At 73.0% G+C, this 17,401-nt stretch carries 16 protein-coding genes and 1 pseudogene; 14 read left to right on the forward strand and 3 right to left on the reverse strand.

Annotated features, from left to right (window positions below):
• Window positions 1–263: 263 nt before the first annotated feature.
• From IE118_RS27475 to IE118_RS27500, 6 genes are all read left to right on the forward strand, one after another.
• Window positions 264–713 (forward strand): SRPBCC family protein, encoded by a 450-nt coding sequence (locus tag IE118_RS27475; RefSeq protein WP_189560763.1) that lies wholly within the window; start codon window positions 264–266, stop codon window positions 711–713.
• A 58-nt stretch (window positions 714–771) separates the two neighbouring features.
• The gene (locus IE118_RS27480) at window positions 772–1,335 is read left to right on the forward strand and encodes a hypothetical protein (protein ID WP_306430375.1); all 564 of its coding nucleotides are present in this window, start codon (window positions 772–774) and stop codon (window positions 1,333–1,335) included.
• Between the two features lie 126 nt (window positions 1,336–1,461).
• Entirely contained in the window at window positions 1,462–1,704 is a 243-nt protein-coding gene (locus IE118_RS27485; protein WP_189560764.1) for a DUF6411 family protein, read from the forward strand.
• 83 nt (window positions 1,705–1,787) lie between these two features.
• Window positions 1,788–2,747: a DUF1152 domain-containing protein gene (locus tag IE118_RS27490; protein WP_189560765.1), complete on the forward strand. Its 960-nt coding sequence runs from the start codon at window positions 1,788–1,790 to the stop codon at window positions 2,745–2,747.
• A gap of 138 nt (window positions 2,748–2,885) precedes the next feature.
• Entirely contained in the window at window positions 2,886–4,091 is a 1,206-nt protein-coding gene (locus tag IE118_RS27495) for a serine hydrolase domain-containing protein (protein ID WP_189560766.1), read from the forward strand.
• Window positions 4,092–4,209: 118 nt separating this feature from the next.
• Window positions 4,210–6,645, forward strand: coding sequence for a phosphocholine-specific phospholipase C (locus IE118_RS27500; protein WP_189560767.1), 2,436 nt, complete (start codon window positions 4,210–4,212; stop codon window positions 6,643–6,645).
• Window positions 6,646–6,721: 76 nt separating this feature from the next.
• Here IE118_RS27500 and aztA read toward each other — a convergent pair whose 3' ends face one another.
• Complete coding sequence (aztA, locus tag IE118_RS27505) at window positions 6,722–7,462, reverse strand: zinc ABC transporter ATP-binding protein AztA (RefSeq protein ID WP_189560768.1); 741 nt, start codon at window positions 7,460–7,462, stop codon at window positions 6,722–6,724.
• A 16-nt stretch (window positions 7,463–7,478) separates the two neighbouring features.
• On the opposite strand from aztA, the gene aztB reads away from it, so the two are divergent.
• From aztB to IE118_RS34165, 5 genes and pseudogenes are all read left to right on the forward strand, one after another.
• Window positions 7,479–8,333 carry a zinc ABC transporter permease AztB gene (aztB, locus tag IE118_RS27510; RefSeq protein ID WP_189560769.1) on the forward strand — a complete coding sequence of 285 codons (855 nt, stop codon included), beginning with the start codon at window positions 7,479–7,481 and terminating at the stop codon, window positions 8,331–8,333.
• Window positions 8,334–8,348: 15 nt separating this feature from the next.
• Window positions 8,349–9,590 (forward strand): hypothetical protein, encoded by a 1,242-nt coding sequence (locus IE118_RS27515; protein ID WP_189560770.1) that lies wholly within the window; start codon window positions 8,349–8,351, stop codon window positions 9,588–9,590.
• Entirely contained in the window at window positions 9,587–10,546 is a 960-nt protein-coding gene (gene aztC, locus IE118_RS27520; protein ID WP_189560771.1) for a zinc ABC transporter substrate-binding protein AztC, read from the forward strand. The genes IE118_RS27515 and aztC overlap by 4 nt, the downstream gene beginning before the upstream one ends.
• Before the next feature lie 91 nt (window positions 10,547–10,637).
• Complete coding sequence (gene aztD / locus IE118_RS27525) at window positions 10,638–11,843, forward strand: zinc metallochaperone AztD (RefSeq protein ID WP_189560772.1); 1,206 nt, start codon at window positions 10,638–10,640, stop codon at window positions 11,841–11,843.
• A 127-nt stretch (window positions 11,844–11,970) separates the two neighbouring features.
• Window positions 11,971–12,171 (forward strand): annotated as a pseudogene (locus IE118_RS34165) (MFS transporter); the annotation flags it as partial.
• Window positions 12,172–12,350: 179 nt separating this feature from the next.
• Here the strand turns inward: IE118_RS34165 and IE118_RS27530 are convergent.
• Window positions 12,351–12,851 carry a GNAT family N-acetyltransferase gene (locus IE118_RS27530; RefSeq protein ID WP_189560773.1) on the reverse strand — a complete coding sequence of 167 codons (501 nt, stop codon included), beginning with the start codon at window positions 12,849–12,851 and terminating at the stop codon, window positions 12,351–12,353.
• A gap of 81 nt (window positions 12,852–12,932) precedes the next feature.
• On the reverse strand, window positions 12,933–14,138 hold the full coding sequence (locus IE118_RS34525; protein WP_189560774.1) for a T6SS phospholipase effector Tle1-like catalytic domain-containing protein: 1,206 nt from the start codon (window positions 14,136–14,138) through the stop codon (window positions 12,933–12,935).
• 230 nt (window positions 14,139–14,368) lie between these two features.
• Between IE118_RS34525 and IE118_RS27540 the strand changes: the two genes are divergently transcribed.
• From IE118_RS27540 to IE118_RS27550, 3 genes are all read left to right on the forward strand, one after another.
• Window positions 14,369–14,842: an SRPBCC family protein gene (locus IE118_RS27540; protein ID WP_189560775.1), complete on the forward strand. Its 474-nt coding sequence runs from the start codon at window positions 14,369–14,371 to the stop codon at window positions 14,840–14,842.
• 341 nt (window positions 14,843–15,183) lie between these two features.
• Window positions 15,184–15,897, forward strand: coding sequence for a polyprenyl diphosphate synthase (gene uppS / locus IE118_RS27545; protein WP_268248976.1), 714 nt, complete (start codon window positions 15,184–15,186; stop codon window positions 15,895–15,897).
• Window positions 15,894–17,345, forward strand: a complete 1,452-nt coding sequence (locus IE118_RS27550; RefSeq protein WP_189560777.1) for an oxygenase MpaB family protein — start codon at window positions 15,894–15,896, stop codon at window positions 17,343–17,345. The genes uppS and IE118_RS27550 overlap by 4 nt, the downstream gene beginning before the upstream one ends.
• Window positions 17,346–17,401 lie beyond the last annotated feature (56 nt).

Raw genomic sequence — 17,401 nt, forward strand, 5'->3', positions numbered from 1 at the left:
TGGAACGACGGGACGCCGGTCCACCTGTGGACCTGCCACACCGGACCCAACCAGAAATGGACCCTGCCCTGACGCCCGCCGCGGTCCCGTACCGTGACACATAAGTGACCGAAGGTGATGGGGGAGCGCGCACGACCTGACCGGAACACACTCGTCCGGTTAGGGTGGAGGGAGCACCTTGGGCCGCGCCCTCCCGCCCGGACCCCCATCACCTCCGCCCTCCCAGGGCGCCGCGGCTCGGCCCGCTCACCCAGGGAGAGAGCATGAGCACCCAGTTCGAGGTCGTCGTCGACATCGACCGGCCCATCGAGAACGTCTTCGCCTACCTCGCCGACGGCCGCCACGACCCGGAGTTCAGTCCCCGGGTGCTGAGGATCGACAAGAGCCCCGACGGCGACACCCGGGTGGGAACGGTCTTCCACAGCACGGTCAAGGACGCCGGCATGCGCTCCCGGCGGGACTTCGAGATCAGCGAGCTGTCCGCGCCCCACCGCATCCGCTGGCACGAGGTGTCACACAACTCCGTCACCGCCGGCGAGGGCGGCTACGACCTCGAACCCACCGCCGACGGCGGCACCCGGGTACGGCTCTTCAACGTCCTCGAAGGGCACGGCCTGGGCAAGGCGCTGCTTCCCCTCGCAGGCAGCGCCGCACGCAAGGACGCCCCCGCCTTCGCCCGACGCATCAAGACCGCCGTCGAGGCCTCGGCCTGACCTGACGGACCGTCGGTGAAGTGCGCGGCGCGGGGTATCCGGGGTGGACACAGGTGAGTTGTCCATCCTCCAGGGGGTACGCGCCATGGGCGCCTTCAAGCGTTGGCTCGACCGCAGTCTGACCGCGCAAGCGATCCTGCTCCTCGTCGTGGGCGTCGCCATGGGAGCCCTGCTCCGCAGGGACGAGCCACCTGTCTCGTGGTTCCTCCACGGCGGGCTCTACGGCGCCGTCGCCGTCACGTTCCTCGCTCTGCAGCGCCGCCGGCTCGCTCGTGCGGTGGGTGCCGACCCCGGCGAGATCGCCCGCCTCAACCGGGGGGTCCGCCACCGTGAGGTTCCCGCGGAACCCGGGAAACGGGAGGCGATGCGCCGCCTGGTCGACGTGCAGCTGCGCCAGATGGAAGGGGCCCGCCGGTGGATGCCCTACTGGTTCGCGGCCATGGGCTTCGTCGCGGTGGCCGTGCTCGTCCTCGGCATCGTGACCGGGACGCTGGTCCTTCCGCTGGTCACCGCGCTTGGGGTGGCCGGTCTCTGCGTGTGGGTCCTGTGGATGCGCAGGCGCTCGCTGGACCGCCTCCGCCACATGCGCTCGGCGCTCGCCGCCGGGAGCGGGCGGGCGTGAGGTGAGCCGCCGGACCGGGCGCCGCCCAAGCAGTCGGCGGCGCGGACGCGTGCTCCCGGAAGAACGGGGAACGAGGTGCCACACGAACGTGCCGATACGGCACCCCGACTTCACCAGGAGACCCCCATGATGGTCGTCGGCATCATCGCTGTCTGCGTGGTCATCGCTGTCCTCGCCTTCCTCCTCCCGCGGTTCTCGCGACACCCCCAGAACGGCACGCAGCGGACCCTCGGCGTCGGCTCCCGGGCCGGCTCCAAGGCTCCGGGCCCGCTCGGCCGCCTGTTCAGCAAGCCCTTCCGGTCCAGCTCGCGCGCGGTCTCCCGCAGCGGCTCGGCGGGCCGCCGGGCGCGTGGCAAGCTGCCGTTCTGACCCTCGCGCCCCGCGTGGCACCGCTCCCGCGGGCCCGGGCGGACACGGCGGTCCGGCCGCGGATCGTGCAGGACAATGACGCCGTGACGTCTCTCCACACCAACCCGCTCTTCGACCGGCTCGCCGGCTCCGGTCGCATCCTCGTGGCGGGCGCCGGCGGCGGCTTCGACATCTATTCAGGGCTGCCGCTGGCGCTCTCCCTCCTGCACCAGGGCAAGGAGGTGCACCTGGCGAACCTGTCCTTCAGCGCACTGGCCGGACTGCCCGCCGAGGACTGGGCCGCCGACGACCTGGCCGTCGTCACGCCCCGGTCGGCCCCGCACCAGAGCTACTTCCCCGAGCGGACCCTCGCCCAGTGGCTGCGGCGACTCGGCTACCCGTCGACCGTGTACGCCTTCCCGCAGACCGGCGTGCGCCCGCTGCGTGCGGCATACCGGGCACTGACCGACCTGCACGGCATCGACGCCGTGGTCCTGGTCGACGGCGGCACGGACATCCTGCTGCGCGGGGACGAAGCGGGCCTCGGCACACCGGAGGAGGACCTCGTCAGTGTGGCGGCCCTCGCCGGGCTGGACGACATACCCCACCGCCTCGTGGTGTCGGTCGGGTTCGGAGTGGACGCCCACCACGGCGTCAACCACGTACAGGTACTGGAGAACATCGCCGCCCTGGAACGCGACGGCGCCTACCTCGGCGCGTTCTCGCTGTCGCGCGCCACCCGCGAAGGCGCGCTGTACCTCGACGCCGTGGCGCACGCGCAGCAGCACACCCCGGACCGTCCCAGCATCGTGAACGGCTCCGTCGCGGCAGCCGTGCGCGGCTCGTTCGGCGACGTCCGCTTCACCGACCGCACCCGCGGCAGCGAGTTGTTCGTGAACCCGCTGATGTCCCTGTACTTCGCCTTCGACCTGCCGGGTCTGGCCGCTCGCTGTCTCTACCTGGACCGCATCGAGGACACCCACCTGATGCGCCAGGTCCACTCCCGCATCGCGGAGTTCCGCGAGGACACGGTGACCCGGCCCCCGCGTACCTTCCCCCACTAGCGACCGCCCGGGGCAGGGTGGCGCAGGCTGTACCCCCGACCGGCCCGCCTGCCCCATCGTGCCGTACGGGGCTCCTTCCTACGTTGGGAGCACACCGGACCGACGGTGTGCCACCGACCTCCAAGGAGCCGGACGACCATGTCCACAGCCACCAGGACCCACCCCCGCGGTCCTCTCTTCCACCGCCTCGTGACCACCGCCCTGGCCACCGCGCTCGCCGGTCTCGGCCTGATGACACCGGCGGCCGGCGCGGCCACGACCGCGACCGGGCCGGCCACCGACACCCTGCGGCAGCAGGCCGACGCCGTCCAGCGGACGGGCACCGTGGGCGTGCTCGCCCGGTCGACCTCGCCGCAGGGCGTCCGCCACGCCACCGCCGGTGTCTCCGACCGGAGGACGGGGCGCGCGCCACACCCCGACGACAAGTTCCGCATCGCCAGCGCCACCAAGACGTTCGTGTCCACGGTCGTGCTGCAACTGGCCGGTGAGGGACGCCTGTCACTGGACGACACGGTCGAGGACCTGTTGCCCGGAGTGGTGTCCGGCAACGGCAACGACGGCAGCCGCATCACCGTCCGGCAGCTGCTGAACCACACCAGCGGCCTGTTCAACTACACCGCGGACTTCCCCGTGCTCTCCGACGCCGCGGCCTTCCGCGCGGGACGCTTCGACACCTGGACGGACACCCGGCTCGTGGCCCTGGCGATGCGGCACGCGCCGAACTCCGCCCCCGGCACCAGGTGGGAGTACTCCAACACCAACTACACCCTCGCCGGCATGATCATCGAGCGGACGACCGGACGCAGTTGGCAGCACGAGGTGACCCGTCGCGTCATCCGCCCCCTGGGCCTGCGTGACACCTACGCGCCCGTCACCCACCCCGGCATCCCGGGCCGGCACATGAAGGGCTACTCGGCGTTCGGCGGGAGCACACCGATCGACGTCACCCTGTTCAACCCGAGCGGTGCCGGCGCGGCCGGCGGCATGATCAGCACCACCGGTGACCTCACCAGGTTCTACTCGGCGCTGATGAAGGGCAGGCTGCTCGGTCCCGCCCAACTGGCCGAGATGAAGCGGACCGTACGGGCCGCGGAACTGGACGACGTCTGGCCCGGGGCGCGCTACGGCCTCGGCCTCATGCGGGTCGACCTCACCTGTGGCGGCGGCTACTACGGCCACGCCGGGGACATCCCCGGCTACATGACCCGTGACGGCGTCAGCGAGGACGGCCGCCACGTGGTCGTCGTGGAGGCGACCGGGGACGGCTCCGCCCCCGACCTGGGCACCATGCGGGCCGTGAACACCCTGATCGACCAGCAGCTCTGCGCCACCGGACGCCGCTGACACCACCCGCCCCCCAGCGGTCGCCCCGCGGAACGGCCGGTGCCGTCCGGTGAACGGCCGGCGAAAACCCGTCCCGCGGGGTTATGCGGCGGGGACGGACGGCCGTAGCGTCCCCCGCATGTCCGATGTCTCCCGCCGTACGGTCCTCGGCACCCTCACCGGTGGGGCCGCGCTCTCCTTCCTGCCCCCGTCGCTGCACCGGGCGATGGCCGCACCGATGCCGCGCGGCGGACTGCGCGCCGTGGAGCACGTGATCGTCCTGATGCAGGAGAACCGCTCATTCGACCACTACTTCGGCACACTGAGGGGAGTGCGCGGGTTCGCCGACCGCACGTCCCTGCGTCTCCCGTCGGGGACCGGGGTCTTCGAGCAGCCGCGGCCCGGCGGCGGTGCGGTACTGCCGTTCTCGGCGCGGCGCGCGGCGGTGGACGTGGGCCGCCCGGAGAGCGACATCCAGTACCTCGGTGCCCTCGCGCACGGCTTCGACGACGCCACCCAGGCCCGTTCGGACGGCTGGTGGAACGACTGGGTCGCCGCCAAGACACCGAGCACCATGGCCTTCTACGACCGCGCGGACATCCCGCTCCAGTACGAACTGGCCGACCGCTTCACCCTCTGCGACTCCTACTTCTGCTCGGTGTACGGCTCGACCAACCCCAACCGCAACTACCTGTGGACCGGCACCACCGGCCATGAACCGGGCGGGGGCGGGCGGGCCGTCACCAACGCCGCCTACGCCCATGACCACCCCGGCTACACCTGGACGACGTACCCCGAACGCCTGGAGGCAGCCGGTGTCTCCTGGCAGATTTACCAGGAGTGGGACAACTTCACCGACAACGCGGTGGAGTACTTCCGGCCCTGGAAGGAGATCGGCCGCAAGATCCTCGCGCACGTCACCGCCCGGTACGCCACCACCGAGCAGTTCTACGACAGCCTGCTGCGCAAGACGCCCGAGCAGCGCACGGCCGAACTGGCCGAGTTCCAGCGGGGCGTCGACGCCCTCACCGCTGCCGAACGCCGGCTCTTCCTGCGCGGCGCCCACCGCTCCGAACCGGACACCCTCGTCCGCCGTATCCGCTCCGACATCGACAACGGCACCCTGCCGCAGGTCAGCTGGATCGTCCCGACGGCGGCACTCTCCGAGCATCCCAGCACCTCCACCCCGGCCGGCAGCGCCCGCCTGGTCCACGACCTGCTCGACGCCGTAGCCGGCGACCCGAAGACCTGGTCGAAGACGGTCCTGTTCATCACCTTCGACGAGAACGACGGCTACTTCGACCACGTGCCGGCACCGGTCGCGCCGCGCCCCGCGTCCGGCAACGACGACGACTGGTACGGAGGTCGTCCGGTGGGGCCCGGTCCGCGCGTGCCGATGACGATCGTGTCGCCCTGGACGGTGGGCGGCTTCGTCACCTCCGAGGCGTTCGACCACACCTCGGTCATCCGGTTCCTGGAGCGGTGGACCGGCGTCCGGGAGCCCCACATCAGTGCCTGGCGCCGCAGCGTGTTCGGCGACATCACCGGTGCCTTCGACTTCCACCGCACCCACCGGCGGCCCGAGGTCGAGCGGCCCGGCCCCGTACCCGCGCCGGTCGGCCGCTGGAACCCCGCACCGCCGAGGGAGCAGTCGCTGCCCGGACAGGAGCCCGGCACCCGCCGCACCCGCCCGTCCCCGTACCGCCTGTCCCTGCGGCCCGGCCTCACCCGCACCGGCGTGCGTCTCCGGCTTGCCAACGACGGAGCCACCGGCGCCTGCTTCACCGCCTACCCCGGGGACGGATCCTCCCCGCACACCTGGACCGTCCCCGCGCACGGGAGAGCGGCCCACACGGTCGCGCGCGGCGACGACGGCTACGACCTCCAGGTGCACGGCCCCGGCTGGTCCCTGTGGGAGCTGCGCGGTACCGGCACCGGCGCCGAGGCCCATCTGGCGGCCGGCCCCGCCGCCGGGCACCTGAGGATCGTGTGCTCCAACCCGACCTCCACCACCCGGAGGCTGCTCGTCGGCGAGTCGGTGTACTCCGCTGGTCCCCGCGACCGGGTGCTGGCCGTCACCCTGCGGCCCGGAGCGTCCCGCACCGTGCCCCTGCGCACGGCGCGCCACGGCTGGTACGACATAGCGGTCGTCGACCGGGACGACCCGGTGTTCCTGCGCCGCATGACCGGCCGCACGCCCCATGGCCGTCCCGGTGTCACCGACCCGGCGGCCGGCGCGCCCCCCGCGCTGACCGCCACCGTCACCCCGCCCCCTCCGGGCGCCACCTTCGTCCGGGGCGGCCCGGCCGATGTCGTCGTCACCCTGCGGAACGACAGCGGCGGCCCGCTCGACGGCCTCGCCGCCGCACTGACCGCCCCGTCCGGCTGGACGGTCGACCGGACCGGCACGGTTCCCGCGACGCTCGCGGCCGGTGCGTCGGCCGTCGTGCGCCACAGGGTCACCCCGCCCCGCGACGTGACCGCGGGCCGCCTGCTCGTCGCCGCGCACGCCCGGGGTGCCGGACTGCTCAGGCTCGCCGGCGCGCGCGTGCCCGTCGAGGCCGCCCCCGCCTGACCGTCCCGCCCACGGCCCCGGCTAGGCGAACCGGGGCTCAGACGGACCGCCCGAGCCGGGTGAGGCGGGCCGGGGCTCAGGCGGGCTGCCCGAGCCCGGCGAGCGTCGAGGGCGTCAGTACCCGCTCCGGGCGCCCGTTTCCCGCCAGCCGCCCCTCGCGAAGCGCGATGCAGAAGTCGGCCGAGCGCGCGGACTCCAGGTCGTGCGTGGCGTGCACGACGGTCACGCCGTCGGCGGCCAGGCCGGCCAGCAACGCCGCCGTGCGCTCCCTGGCTCCGGGGTCCAGACCCGTGGTCGGCTCGTCGAGGAGGACAAGCTCCGACTCCTGGGCGAGCCCCTGGGCGATGAGGACGCGCTGCCTCTGCCCGCCCGACAGTTCGCCCAGCTGACGCGTGGCAAGGCCGGTGACGCCCAGGCGGTCCATGGCCGTGTCCACCGCGGCGCGGTCCCGCCGGGTCAGCCGGCGCCAGGGGCCGCGGTCGCTCCAGCGGCCCATCTCCACGGTCTGCCGGACCGTCAGCGGCAGGGCGTCGCCGACCGCCCCGCGCTGCGGCACGAACGCCGGCGGCCGGTTGCCGGCCCGGTGCAGCGCGCCTGCCGTGGGCCGGATCACACCGGCCAGGGCGCCGAGCAGGGTGGACTTCCCGCTGCCGTTCGGGCCGACGAGCGCGGTGACCGCCAACGCCGGTATGTCGAAGTTCAGTTGGTGGAGCACCGGATGGCCGGCGTAGCCCGCGGACAGCCCGGTCGCACGGACCGCCGTTCCCGGGTCCATGGCGGCGGGGGAGGGGCGCGGTTTATTGAACATGATTGTCATTGTAGTGTGTGCGACCATGGAGTGGTTGACAGGCCCTTTCGAGGCGGCCTTCGTGCAACGGGCCCTGTGGGGCGGGATTCTGGTGTCGGCGATCTGTGCCCTGGCGGGCACCTGGGTGGTGCTCCGAGGGATGGCGTTCCTCGGTGACGCCATGTCCCACGGACTGCTGCCCGGGGTCGCCCTGGCCGCGCTGCTGGGCGGCAACCTGCTGCTGGGGGCGCTGTTGAGCGCGGCCGTCATCACCGCCGGAGTCACCGTGCTCGGCCGCACACCGCGCCTGTCCCAGGACACCGCCATCGGCCTGCTCTTCGTGGGCATGCTGTCGCTCGGCGTCGTCCTCGTCTCCCGCTCGCAGTCCTTCGCCGTCGATCTGACCGGCTTCCTCTTCGGCGACGTCCTGGCCGTCCGCGCGACGGACCTGATGCTGCTCGGCGGCGCGCTGGTACTCGCCCTGACCGTGTCGGTGCTCGGCCATCGGGCCTTCACCGCCCTGGCGTTCGACGCGCGCAAGGCCCACACGCTGGGCCTGCGCCCCCGCCTGGCCCACGCCGTCCTGCTCGGACTGCTGGCGCTGGCCATCGTGGCGTCGTTCCACATCGTCGGCACGCTCCTGGTGCTCGGACTGCTCATCGCCCCGCCGGCGGCCGCGCTGCCGTGGGCGCGGAGCGTGCGCGGCGTGATGGCGCTGGCCGCGCTGCTCGGCGTGACCGCCACGTTCTCCGGCCTGCTCCTCTCCTGGCACCTGGGCACGGCCGCCGGGGCGACGGTCTCCTTCCTCGCCGTATGCCAGTTCTTCCTGTCCCACCTGGTGTCCGGCCTCCTCCACCGCCCCGTACGCACGCCCGGCGCCCGTCCGGCGACGACCGACTGAGAAGGACCTGAGGCGATGAACTTGTCCCTCCGCAGGAACCCCACTGCCAGAACCCCGGCCGTGCTCGTGGCCCTGGCCCTGTTGACCACCGCCGGATGCGCGGGGAACGACGACGGCCCGCCTGCCGCGACCACGGCGTCCGCCACGCCGCACGGGTACGTCGCGGGAGCACAGGAGTCCGCCGAGCAGCAGTCCCGGCTGCTGCTCAGCGATCCGGGGACCGGACAGACCCGGGTACTGGACCTGATCACCGGGAAGACGCACCGGACCGCCTTGAGGCCGGGCACCGCGCGGCTCACCACGGACGGCCGGTTCGGCTACTTCCACGCCGCCGACGGCACCCATGTGCTCGACGGCGGCGCCTGGATGGTGGACCACGGCGATCACGTGCACTACTACCGCGCCGCGATACGCGACGTCGGCCGCATGTCCGCCGGCGCCGGCGCGCGGGTCCGCAGCGACACCGCCCTGACCGCCGTGACGGGCGAGGACGGCCGGGCCGTCCTCCACGCCCGGGCCGACCTGGAGAAGGGCGGCGTCGGGACCCCCCGCACGCTACCCGGGACGTACGCCGCGCCGGTGGTGCCGTACGCGGAACACCTGCTGACCCTCGCCGGTGACGGCACGAGTGCTCCCGAGGCCGTGGTCCTCGACCGTGCCGGCGGGCGCTCCGTGTCCCTGCGCGTCACCTGCGAGGACCCGGCGGGAGACGCGGTCACCCGGCGCGGTGTCGTCTTCGGCTGCGCCGACGGGGCCCTGCTGGTCCGCGAGGACGACGGCCGGTTCACCGCCGAGCGGATCCCCTACGGCCGTGACGTGCCCGCCCGGGAACGGGCCGTGTCCTTCCGGCACCGGGCAGGGAGCGACACCCTCACCGCGCCGGCCGGGGACCGTGCCGTGTGGGTACTGGACGTCACGGACCGCACCTGGAGGCGGGTGGAGACCGGACCCGTGGTCGCCGCCAACACCGCGGGCGAGGGCGCGCCGCTGCTCGTCCTGGAGACCGACGGCACCCTGCACGGCTACGACGTCGCCACCGGCGCGCGCACCGCCCGCACCGAACGACTCCTGGCCCCGCGACGAGCGGCGGACAACGGCGCGAGCGGACCCGTGCTCGAGGTCGACCGCAGCCGTGCCTACCTCAACGACCCCGCCGGCAGACGCGTGTACGAGATCGACTACAACGACGGGCTGCGCGTCGCCCGCACCTTCGACCTGGACCTGGAACCGCGGCTGATGGTGGAGACCGGACGATGACGACACGGAAGCGCACCGCCGTGCGCCTGCGCCGCCTGCTGTGGGCCCTGGTCGCCCTCGCCTGCGCCGGTACGGCCACGGCCTGCACCGGCGGCGACGACCGGCCCGACGTGGTGGTGACGACCAACATTCTCGGCGACGTCACCCGGGAGATTGTCGGGGACCAGGCCGACGTCACCGTGCTGATGCAGCCCGGTGCCGACCCGCACTCCTTCGGCCTGTCGGCCGTCCAGGCCGCCGGACTCGAGAACGCCGACCTGGTGGTCTTCAACGGGCTGGGCCTGGAGGAGAACGTCCTGCGGCACGTGGCGGCGGCCGGCGAGGCCGGGGTCACCACCCTCGAGGTCGGCAGGGCCGTCGACCCGCTCACCTTCCGGGCCCCCGCCGACGGGGGCCCCGAGGAGGAGGCCGGGCAGCCGGACCCGCACTTCTGGACCGACCCGGACCGCATGCGCACAGCCGCCGGACTCATCGCCGACGCCGTCGTCGAGCACGTCGACGGCGCGGACGAGAAGACGGTGCGCCGCAACGCCGCCCGCTACGACGGGCAACTCGCGGCCCTCACCGCGTGGATGGAGAAGTCCTTCGACCGCATACCCGAGGACGGGCGTGCCCTGGTCACCAACCACCACGTCTTCGGCTACCTCGCCCACCGCTTCGGCTTCCGGGTGATCGGCGCGGTCGTCCCCAGCGGCACCACCCTGGCCTCCCCCAGCTCCTCCGACCTGCGCTCGCTCACCGAAGCGGTGCGCGAGGCCGGAGTGCGCACGGTGTTCGCCGACTCCTCCCAGCCCACCCGCCTGGCCGAGGTGCTGCGCGACGAACTCGGGGGCCGCGTCGAGGTCGTCCCGCTGTTCTCGGAATCCCTCACCGCGCGGGGTGAGGGCGCCGACACCTACCTGCGGATGATGCGCGCCAACACTACCGCGATGACCGACGGCCTCACCGGCCGCTGAACGGGGCCGGCACGCCCCCACCGGCACGACCGGCCGCCCGACCCCACCCACCCACGTACGCAGTACGCACGCACCGAGAGGATCACCCACAGTGAACAGTCCGATACGCAGCAGGGTCGTCACCGCCACCGCCCTCACCCTGGCGGTGTCCGCCGTCCTGACCGCCTGCGGGGGAGGGGACGGTGCCTCCACCGACGCGAAGGCGGCGAAGGGCAGCCCGCGCGCCACCCCCGCCGCCCCGGTCAAGGACCCGCTGGTCGCCACCTTCGACGGCGGCCTGTACATCCTGGACGGCACCAGCCTCGAACTCGCCGGAACCATCGAGCTGCCGGGATTCAACCGGGTCAACCCCGCCGGGGACGACGACCACGTCATCGTCTCCACCGACAGCGGTTTCCGGGTCCTCGACGCCACCGGGCAGTCCCTCACCGACATCACCTACCAGGGCGCCAAACCCGGTCACGTCGTCCGTCACGCCGGGAGGACGACCCTGTTCACCGACGGCACCGGCGAGGTCAACGTCTTCGACCCCGCCGCCCTGAGCCGCGGCACCAAGCCGGCCGGCCGCACCTACACCACCGCCGAAGCCCACCACGGCGTCGCCCTCGAACTGAGCAACGGCGAACTCCTCACCACCCTGGGCACCGAGGAGAAGCGCACCGGCGCACTCGTCCTGGACAAGAACGACAAGGAGATCACCCGCAACGAGAAGTGCCCCGGCGTGCACGGTGAGGCCGCCGCCCGTGGCGAGGCCGTCGCCGTCGGCTGCGAGGACGGTGTCCTCCTCTACAAGGACGGCGAGTTCACCAAGATCGACGCACCCGACGACTACGGCCGCATCGGCAACCAGGCCGGCAGCGAGGAGTCGCCGGTCCTGCTGGGCGACTACAAGAGCGATCCGGACGCCGAACTGGAACGCCCCACCCGCGTCTCCCTCATCGACACCGAGACGGCGAAGCTGCGCCTGGTCGACCTGGGCACCAGCTACTCCTTCCGCTCCCTCGGGCGCGGTCCCCACGGTGAGGCACTCGTCCTCGGCACCGACGGCACCCTCCACGTCATCGACCCGGAGACGGGCAAGGTCGAGAAGAAGATCGGTGTCGTCGGCGCCTGGCAGGAGCCCCTCGACTGGCAGCAGCCCCGGCCCACCCTGTTCGTCCGCGACCACACCGCGTACGTCTCGGAACCCGGCAAGCGGAAGCTGCACGCCGTCGACATCGAGTCCGGTGAGAAGGTCGCCTCGGTGACCCTGCCCAAGAGCACCAACGAACTCTCGGGAGTCGTGTCCGGCCACTGACCCCCGCCCGCCCCGCTCCCGCGACCCGCCCCCGCCCCCGCCCGCCCGCCCGCTCGCGGCCGGGTGGGGGTTGGATGGCTCCGGTCGCAGAAGGGCCGGACGGACGAGGGCCGAGGGGACGCCGCACATGAGCGACGGGCAAGGGCCGGAGCGGCAGTTCGCGTGGCTCTGGGCGGCGCACGGCACGAGCGCCCTGGGCGCGTGGCTCGCCTTCGGCGGGTTCCCCCTGATCGCCATCCAGGTGCTGCACGCGGGTCCGGCCCAGGTCGCCGCCCTCGCCGGCGCGGGAGCCGCCGTGGGCGCGGCCGCGGCGGTACCGCTCGGCCCGTGCAGGCTTGTTCGGCCCTCGCCCGGCCCTCGTTTTGGCGGGCCTGCTCCTGCTGGCGACCCCGCTCGTCCTGTTCCCCCTCCGCCCGGCAGCCCCGGCCCGGGCATGAGGGGCGTGGCCCCGTGCCCCGCGTCCGGGCCGCGACACCCGGGCCGGCCCGGGGGTGTACGGACTCCCGCTCAGGGAAGGTCGGGCAGCTTCAGCCACTCGTCCCAGGAGAGGTCCCGGCCGATGAAGCGCGGCCGCTCGAAGGGCCAGTCCTCGGCGATCCAGTGCGGTACGAACGCGGCCAGAGCCCGCTCGAGCGGGCCGCCCACCTCGTCGTCCACCACCCACCACGAGATCTCGGCGTCGGCGCCCTCCTTCTCCGGAGGGTCGATGTAGACACACCCGCGCAGGGCCGAGCGGTCCGCGGTCTCGATCGTGTAGTTGAAGGACTCGTGGGCCTCGATCTCCGCCGCGTGCCGCTCCAGATCGGCGAGGTTCGCCTCGTACGACATCGTCGCCGGGGGCCAGGCCCAGGCGGGGCCGAAGACCGACCACAGCCGCTCCCGCGAACCCATCACCGCCGGATAGTCCAACGGCGCGTCCGCGCCACTGATCGGCCGCAGCCGGTGGCCTCCACCGTCGGGGATGCCGACGTGCGGCGGGTGGACGAAATCAGGGGGCAACCAGGTCATGGACGTGAGCCAACCACGCCGCGAGAAGGCCGCGCAAAGGAATATGCGGCCCCGGCACACGGAGCCCGCCGGGCCGGCGCGTCACCTCGCGCCGTGACGCCTGCGGGCGTCGGCCGGCGCTCCCTTCCCGGACGGCGCCGCAGGCAGCGGCGGCAGTCCCGCGGAGAGGCCCGGAAGCAGGACGGGCTCCAGCCGGACCCGGTCCTGCCGGGCCAGGTAGCGTTCCAGCTGCGCCGGCCGGTACTCCGCGTCGCGGTCGTGGCGCTCCTTGGCCGGCACGGCCAGGAACTCGTTGCCGTCGGGGTCGCCGTTGCCGTCGACCGCCTCCCCGAGCGGCCGGTGCAGCGGTTCGGCCAGTCGGTACATGCCCGCCCGCGACGTGTGGAGGACGCCCGCGGCGTCCGGCCGTACGCGGAACGCGCCACTCTCCTGAGGCCTCATCACCTCCGGCCCCTCCGTGCCCAGCACCTCGTCGTCGAACTCCAGCCCGTGCCTGCGGGCCTGATCGACCATCCACAGCAGGGCGATGTCGGACAGCCCCGTCTCCTGGTAGCCGCCGCCGACGTCGCAGTGGACACCGGCGAACCACACCTGCTTGAGCTCCTGGCCCCGCGCGGCGGCACCCGGAAGCTGGTGCCACAGGGCGGGCCGGAACGCCGACCGCTGCTCGTCGACGGCCAGCGCGTGGAAGGCCGCCCTGACCCAGCTGCTCAGCTCGGTGTTGTGGAACGCCCACCGGCGGTTGAACCGGTCCACCGCCGGACGCGCCCACGTCGCGTCGGGCACCGGGATGCCCAGGGCGCCCACCGTGTCCCACACCCCGACGAAGGCGATCTCCGCGTCCCTGGCGTACGAACGGCGGAACAACGTGGCCGCCGCGCCGTTCGGTTGCTCGATCCGGTCCCGGTACAGGGCCCAGGCCTCCGGGATCCGGTGGGCGTGGTCCCTGCGCAGGATGCCGCTGTTGCGCACCAGTCCCGCCAGACTGCGAGCGGTGAACGCACCGCGGCTGAAGCCGAAGAGGAACAACTCGTCGTCGGGCTCGTACGTCTCCACCAGGAACCGGTAGGTGTCCACGACGTTCCGGGACAGCCCCACTCCGAAGGCCCCGCCGCGCAGCCGCTCCCACTGACGGGTGCCGACGCCACTGTGGTAGTGGACGCGCTGCTCCTTCCCGCCGGCGGTTCCCGGGCGCACGGACAGAGCCACCTTGGCGACGTTGGTCTTGCTCGGCTGATCCGCGAAGTTCCATGTGCCGTCGCAGCAGACGACCAGACGCTTGGCCATGACCATCCCTCCGGGCGAGATCGGGAAGCGGCCCACAGCACCACTTCCAGCGTCCCACCGCCCGGCGGACCACGCCACGGCACAGCGCTCCGCGCGGGAGGCGGTTCGCGCAGGGTCGCGGGAGGAGGGACCTTTCACCCCGGACATCGCGGGTACCCGACGCCGTGCACACGCATCCGAGGCCGGCCGCATGCCCGCCGGCCTCACGAAGAACGGACCAGGAGGGATCGATGAGCACGGTCAAGGACACGGTCGACGTGGAGGTCCCGCTCCGCAGGGCCTACGACCAGTGGACGCAGTTCGAGGACTTCCCGCGCTTCATGGAGGGCGTCGAGGAGGTCAGGCAGCTCGACGAGCGGCACAACCACTGGATCACCAGCATCGGTGGGGTGCGACGCGAGTTCGACACGGAAATCGTTGACCAGCTCGTGGACGACCGGATCACCTGGCGGACCGTCGACGGCGAGACCCGGCAGCGCGGCTCGGTGAGGTTCGAACCCCTCGACGACACGCACACCCGCGTGGAGCTCACGATGGAGGTCGAGCCGACCGGCGTGGCCGAGAAGGGCGCCGACGCCCTCGGCCTGATCGGCCGACGGGTCAAGGGAGACCTGGGCCGCTTCAAGGACTACGTGGAGGGCGGCGGCACCACCGGCGGCTGGCGGGGACGCGTCCGGCCGGAGGACCCGGGCACCGCGCACTGACACCCGCCCCGCCTCCGCGGGCCACCACGAACCGGCCGGCTCCTCGCGTTCAGCGGGAGCCGGCCGGTTCGTGCTCCGCGCGTGCCGGGCCCCCGCCGCACGACCGCCATCCGGATACACGGGCGACACGGCTCTATTCGGGCAAGGTTTCCCAGGGTGAAAGCGGGACGCCGGTGCCGTACCCGGGCTCGGGCGCGGGCAGCCTGCATCCGGCACGACGCCCGTCGTGCCGGACGGCGGCGGTGAAAGGGGCCCGTGTGGGGACTGGGCACACGGTGGGCGGGACGGGGACCGGTCCCGCATCCGGGGCGCGGTGCGCCGCGGGGGGCCGTCCGCGCGAGGTGCCCCGGCACGTGGCGTGCGTCATGGACGGCAACGGACGGTGGGCGGTCGAGAGGTCGCTGCCGCGCACGTCGGGCCACCGGGCGGCGGAGGCGGCCGTCATCGACGTCATCGAGGCGGCCCGGTCCGCGGGCGTGCGGTGGCTCAGCCTGTACGCCTTCTCCACCGAGAACTGGAGCCGCCCGCACACCGAGGTCGACTATCTGATGCGGTTGGTGCGCAGCGTGGTGCGCAAGCACGCGCCCCTGCTGCACGCGCGGGGGATCCGCTGCCGGTTCCTCGGGGTGGGAGACCCGAGAGTGCCCCCGGAACTGACCCGCGACTTCGCCGACGTGACGACACTGACCGGCGACAACCGGGGCATGACACTGACCGTCGCGTTCGATCACGGCGGGCGCGGGGACATCGTCGCGGCGGCGCGTTCACTGATCCGCGCGGGGGTGCCGGCCGAGACGGTGGACGAGCGGAGCTTCGCCGCGCACCTGCCCTTCCCGGACACCCCGGACGTGGATCTGGTCATCCGTACCTCGGGTGAACACCGCATCTCCAACTTCATGCTCTGGCAGGTGGCCTACGCGGAATGGATCTTCCCGGCCGTGCTGTGGCCCGACTTCCGCGCCCCGCACTTCCTCGCGTGCCTGCACCGCTACCGACAGCGCGACCGCCGCTTCGGCGGCGTGCTGCCCGAACAGAACGGAGACCCCACCACGTGACCACCGCAGACGGCGGACACCCCGGCGAGCAGGAGCCGGCGTCCGGACAGGGCTCGCAGTTCCGGGAGTTCTTCGACGATCCGCGCTGGGCGCCGGCCCTGATCCGGGCCACCGTGCTGGAGGCGGCGCATCCGCAGGTCGGCGCCGCGCTGATCGAGAACTCCACGTTCGTCATGCACCCGTGGCGACGGCTGCGCAACACCCTGCGCAGTCTGCACCGCATGTTCGGTGACGACGAACCGACGCGGCTCAGGGAGGCCGCGCGGCTGAACCGCCTCCACACCCGGCTCAGCGGCACCGACCCGCGGGGCCGGCCCTACGACGCGATGGACCCGGCGGTACGGGCCTGGGTGGTGGCCACCCTGTTCGAGAGCACCGTGACCATGTGCCGACTGAGCGGACAGCCGCTTGAACAGCACACCATGGAACGGCTGTACGCCGAGTTCCAGGCGTACCTGGCCGTGATGGGGGACAAGGCCGGCCACCTGCCGCCCACCCTCTCCGCGTTCTGGCTCTACTACGACCGGGTGGTGGCCGAGGAACTGGAGAACACGGAGGCGATGCGGATCATCCTCTACAAGCTGTTCGACCACCTGCCCGCTCCGGCGCTGCTGAGCGGACTGCCCACCCTGTGGGCCACCGGCCGGGCGGTCGCCGGACCGCTCATCGGGGCGGTCACCGTCGCCTCGCTCCCGGAACCCTTCCGCCGGCGTGCCGGTCTCCCGGAGATGCCCGGCGCCCGGACCCTGATGCAGGGGGCCTATGTGACCGCCGGTCTGGCCCGATTCCTGCCGGACGGCTGGCTCCGGGCCGACGCCGTCCTCGACGTGCTGGCTCTCTCGCCCGACAGCGACGACCCGCGGGCCCGTGCCGTCACCGCCCTGCACGACCGGATGCGTCGCGCCGGCGCCCTGATCCGGCTCGTCACCCCGCTGCCGTCCGAACCGCGCCCCGCCTCCCGGACCGGCACCGAACGCAGCGCCGAGGAGTTCTTCCGCGAGGTGCTCGACCAGACCGGCGACGGATACCTGAACTGGCCGGACCTGGCCGCCATGGCGCGTGAGATGTCCACCCGGCTCGATCTCGCGGAAGCCGAGGAGACACGGCTCTACGACGCCTACGCCGACTGGTGGCGGGAGCTGCAGGCCGCGCTGGACACCGACGGCGACGGACGCGTCAGCGCGGCCGAGTACGCCGCCGCCGTGCCCTCCCTGGCGGGTCCCGCGCTGATCAGGGTCGCCGAGGTCCTCTTCGACGTCACGGACAGGGACGGCGACCAGCACATCGACGCGGACGAGTACCGGACGCTGTTCCGCACCGCGTTCCACCGCGACACCGCCGTCTCCGGGGGCGCCTGCACCCGCAGTGCCTTCATCGGGGACTTCCTGTCCTTCATGTCGGGGCGTCGGCGCTCGACACCCTTCGACCCCCTGCTCGCCGAGGCGTGACCCCGCGAGGGGTGCGGGGTCCCGTGCGGGTCCGTCCGCGCCGGCTGTCGTTTTCG

It is taken from the genome of Streptomyces pilosus, from assembly GCF_014649835.1.
Taxonomy (GTDB): domain Bacteria; phylum Actinomycetota; class Actinomycetes; order Streptomycetales; family Streptomycetaceae; genus Streptomyces; species Streptomyces pilosus.

Excerpts from the sequence above, each read along its gene's own strand:
- aztA (WP_189560768.1), bottom strand. The coding sequence starts at position 7,462 with ATGACAATCATGTTCAATAAACCGCGCCCCTCCCCCGCCGCCATGGAC.
- IE118_RS34525 (WP_189560774.1), bottom strand. The coding sequence starts at position 14,138 with ATGGCCAAGCGTCTGGTCGTCTGCTGCGACGGCACATGGAACTTCGCG.
- IE118_RS27495 (WP_189560766.1), top strand. The coding sequence starts at position 2,886 with ATGTCCACAGCCACCAGGACCCACCCCCGCGGTCCTCTCTTCCACCGC.
- IE118_RS27500 (WP_189560767.1), top strand. The coding sequence starts at position 4,210 with ATGTCCGATGTCTCCCGCCGTACGGTCCTCGGCACCCTCACCGGTGGG.
- IE118_RS27475 (WP_189560763.1), top strand. The coding sequence starts at position 264 with ATGAGCACCCAGTTCGAGGTCGTCGTCGACATCGACCGGCCCATCGAG.
- IE118_RS27530 (WP_189560773.1), bottom strand. The coding sequence starts at position 12,851 with ATGACCTGGTTGCCCCCTGATTTCGTCCACCCGCCGCACGTCGGCATC.
- aztC (WP_189560771.1), top strand. The coding sequence starts at position 9,587 with ATGACGACACGGAAGCGCACCGCCGTGCGCCTGCGCCGCCTGCTGTGG.
- aztB (WP_189560769.1), top strand. The coding sequence starts at position 7,479 with ATGGAGTGGTTGACAGGCCCTTTCGAGGCGGCCTTCGTGCAACGGGCC.
- IE118_RS27540 (WP_189560775.1), top strand. The coding sequence starts at position 14,369 with ATGAGCACGGTCAAGGACACGGTCGACGTGGAGGTCCCGCTCCGCAGG.
- IE118_RS27515 (WP_189560770.1), top strand. The coding sequence starts at position 8,349 with ATGAACTTGTCCCTCCGCAGGAACCCCACTGCCAGAACCCCGGCCGTG.
- IE118_RS27485 (WP_189560764.1), top strand. The coding sequence starts at position 1,462 with ATGATGGTCGTCGGCATCATCGCTGTCTGCGTGGTCATCGCTGTCCTC.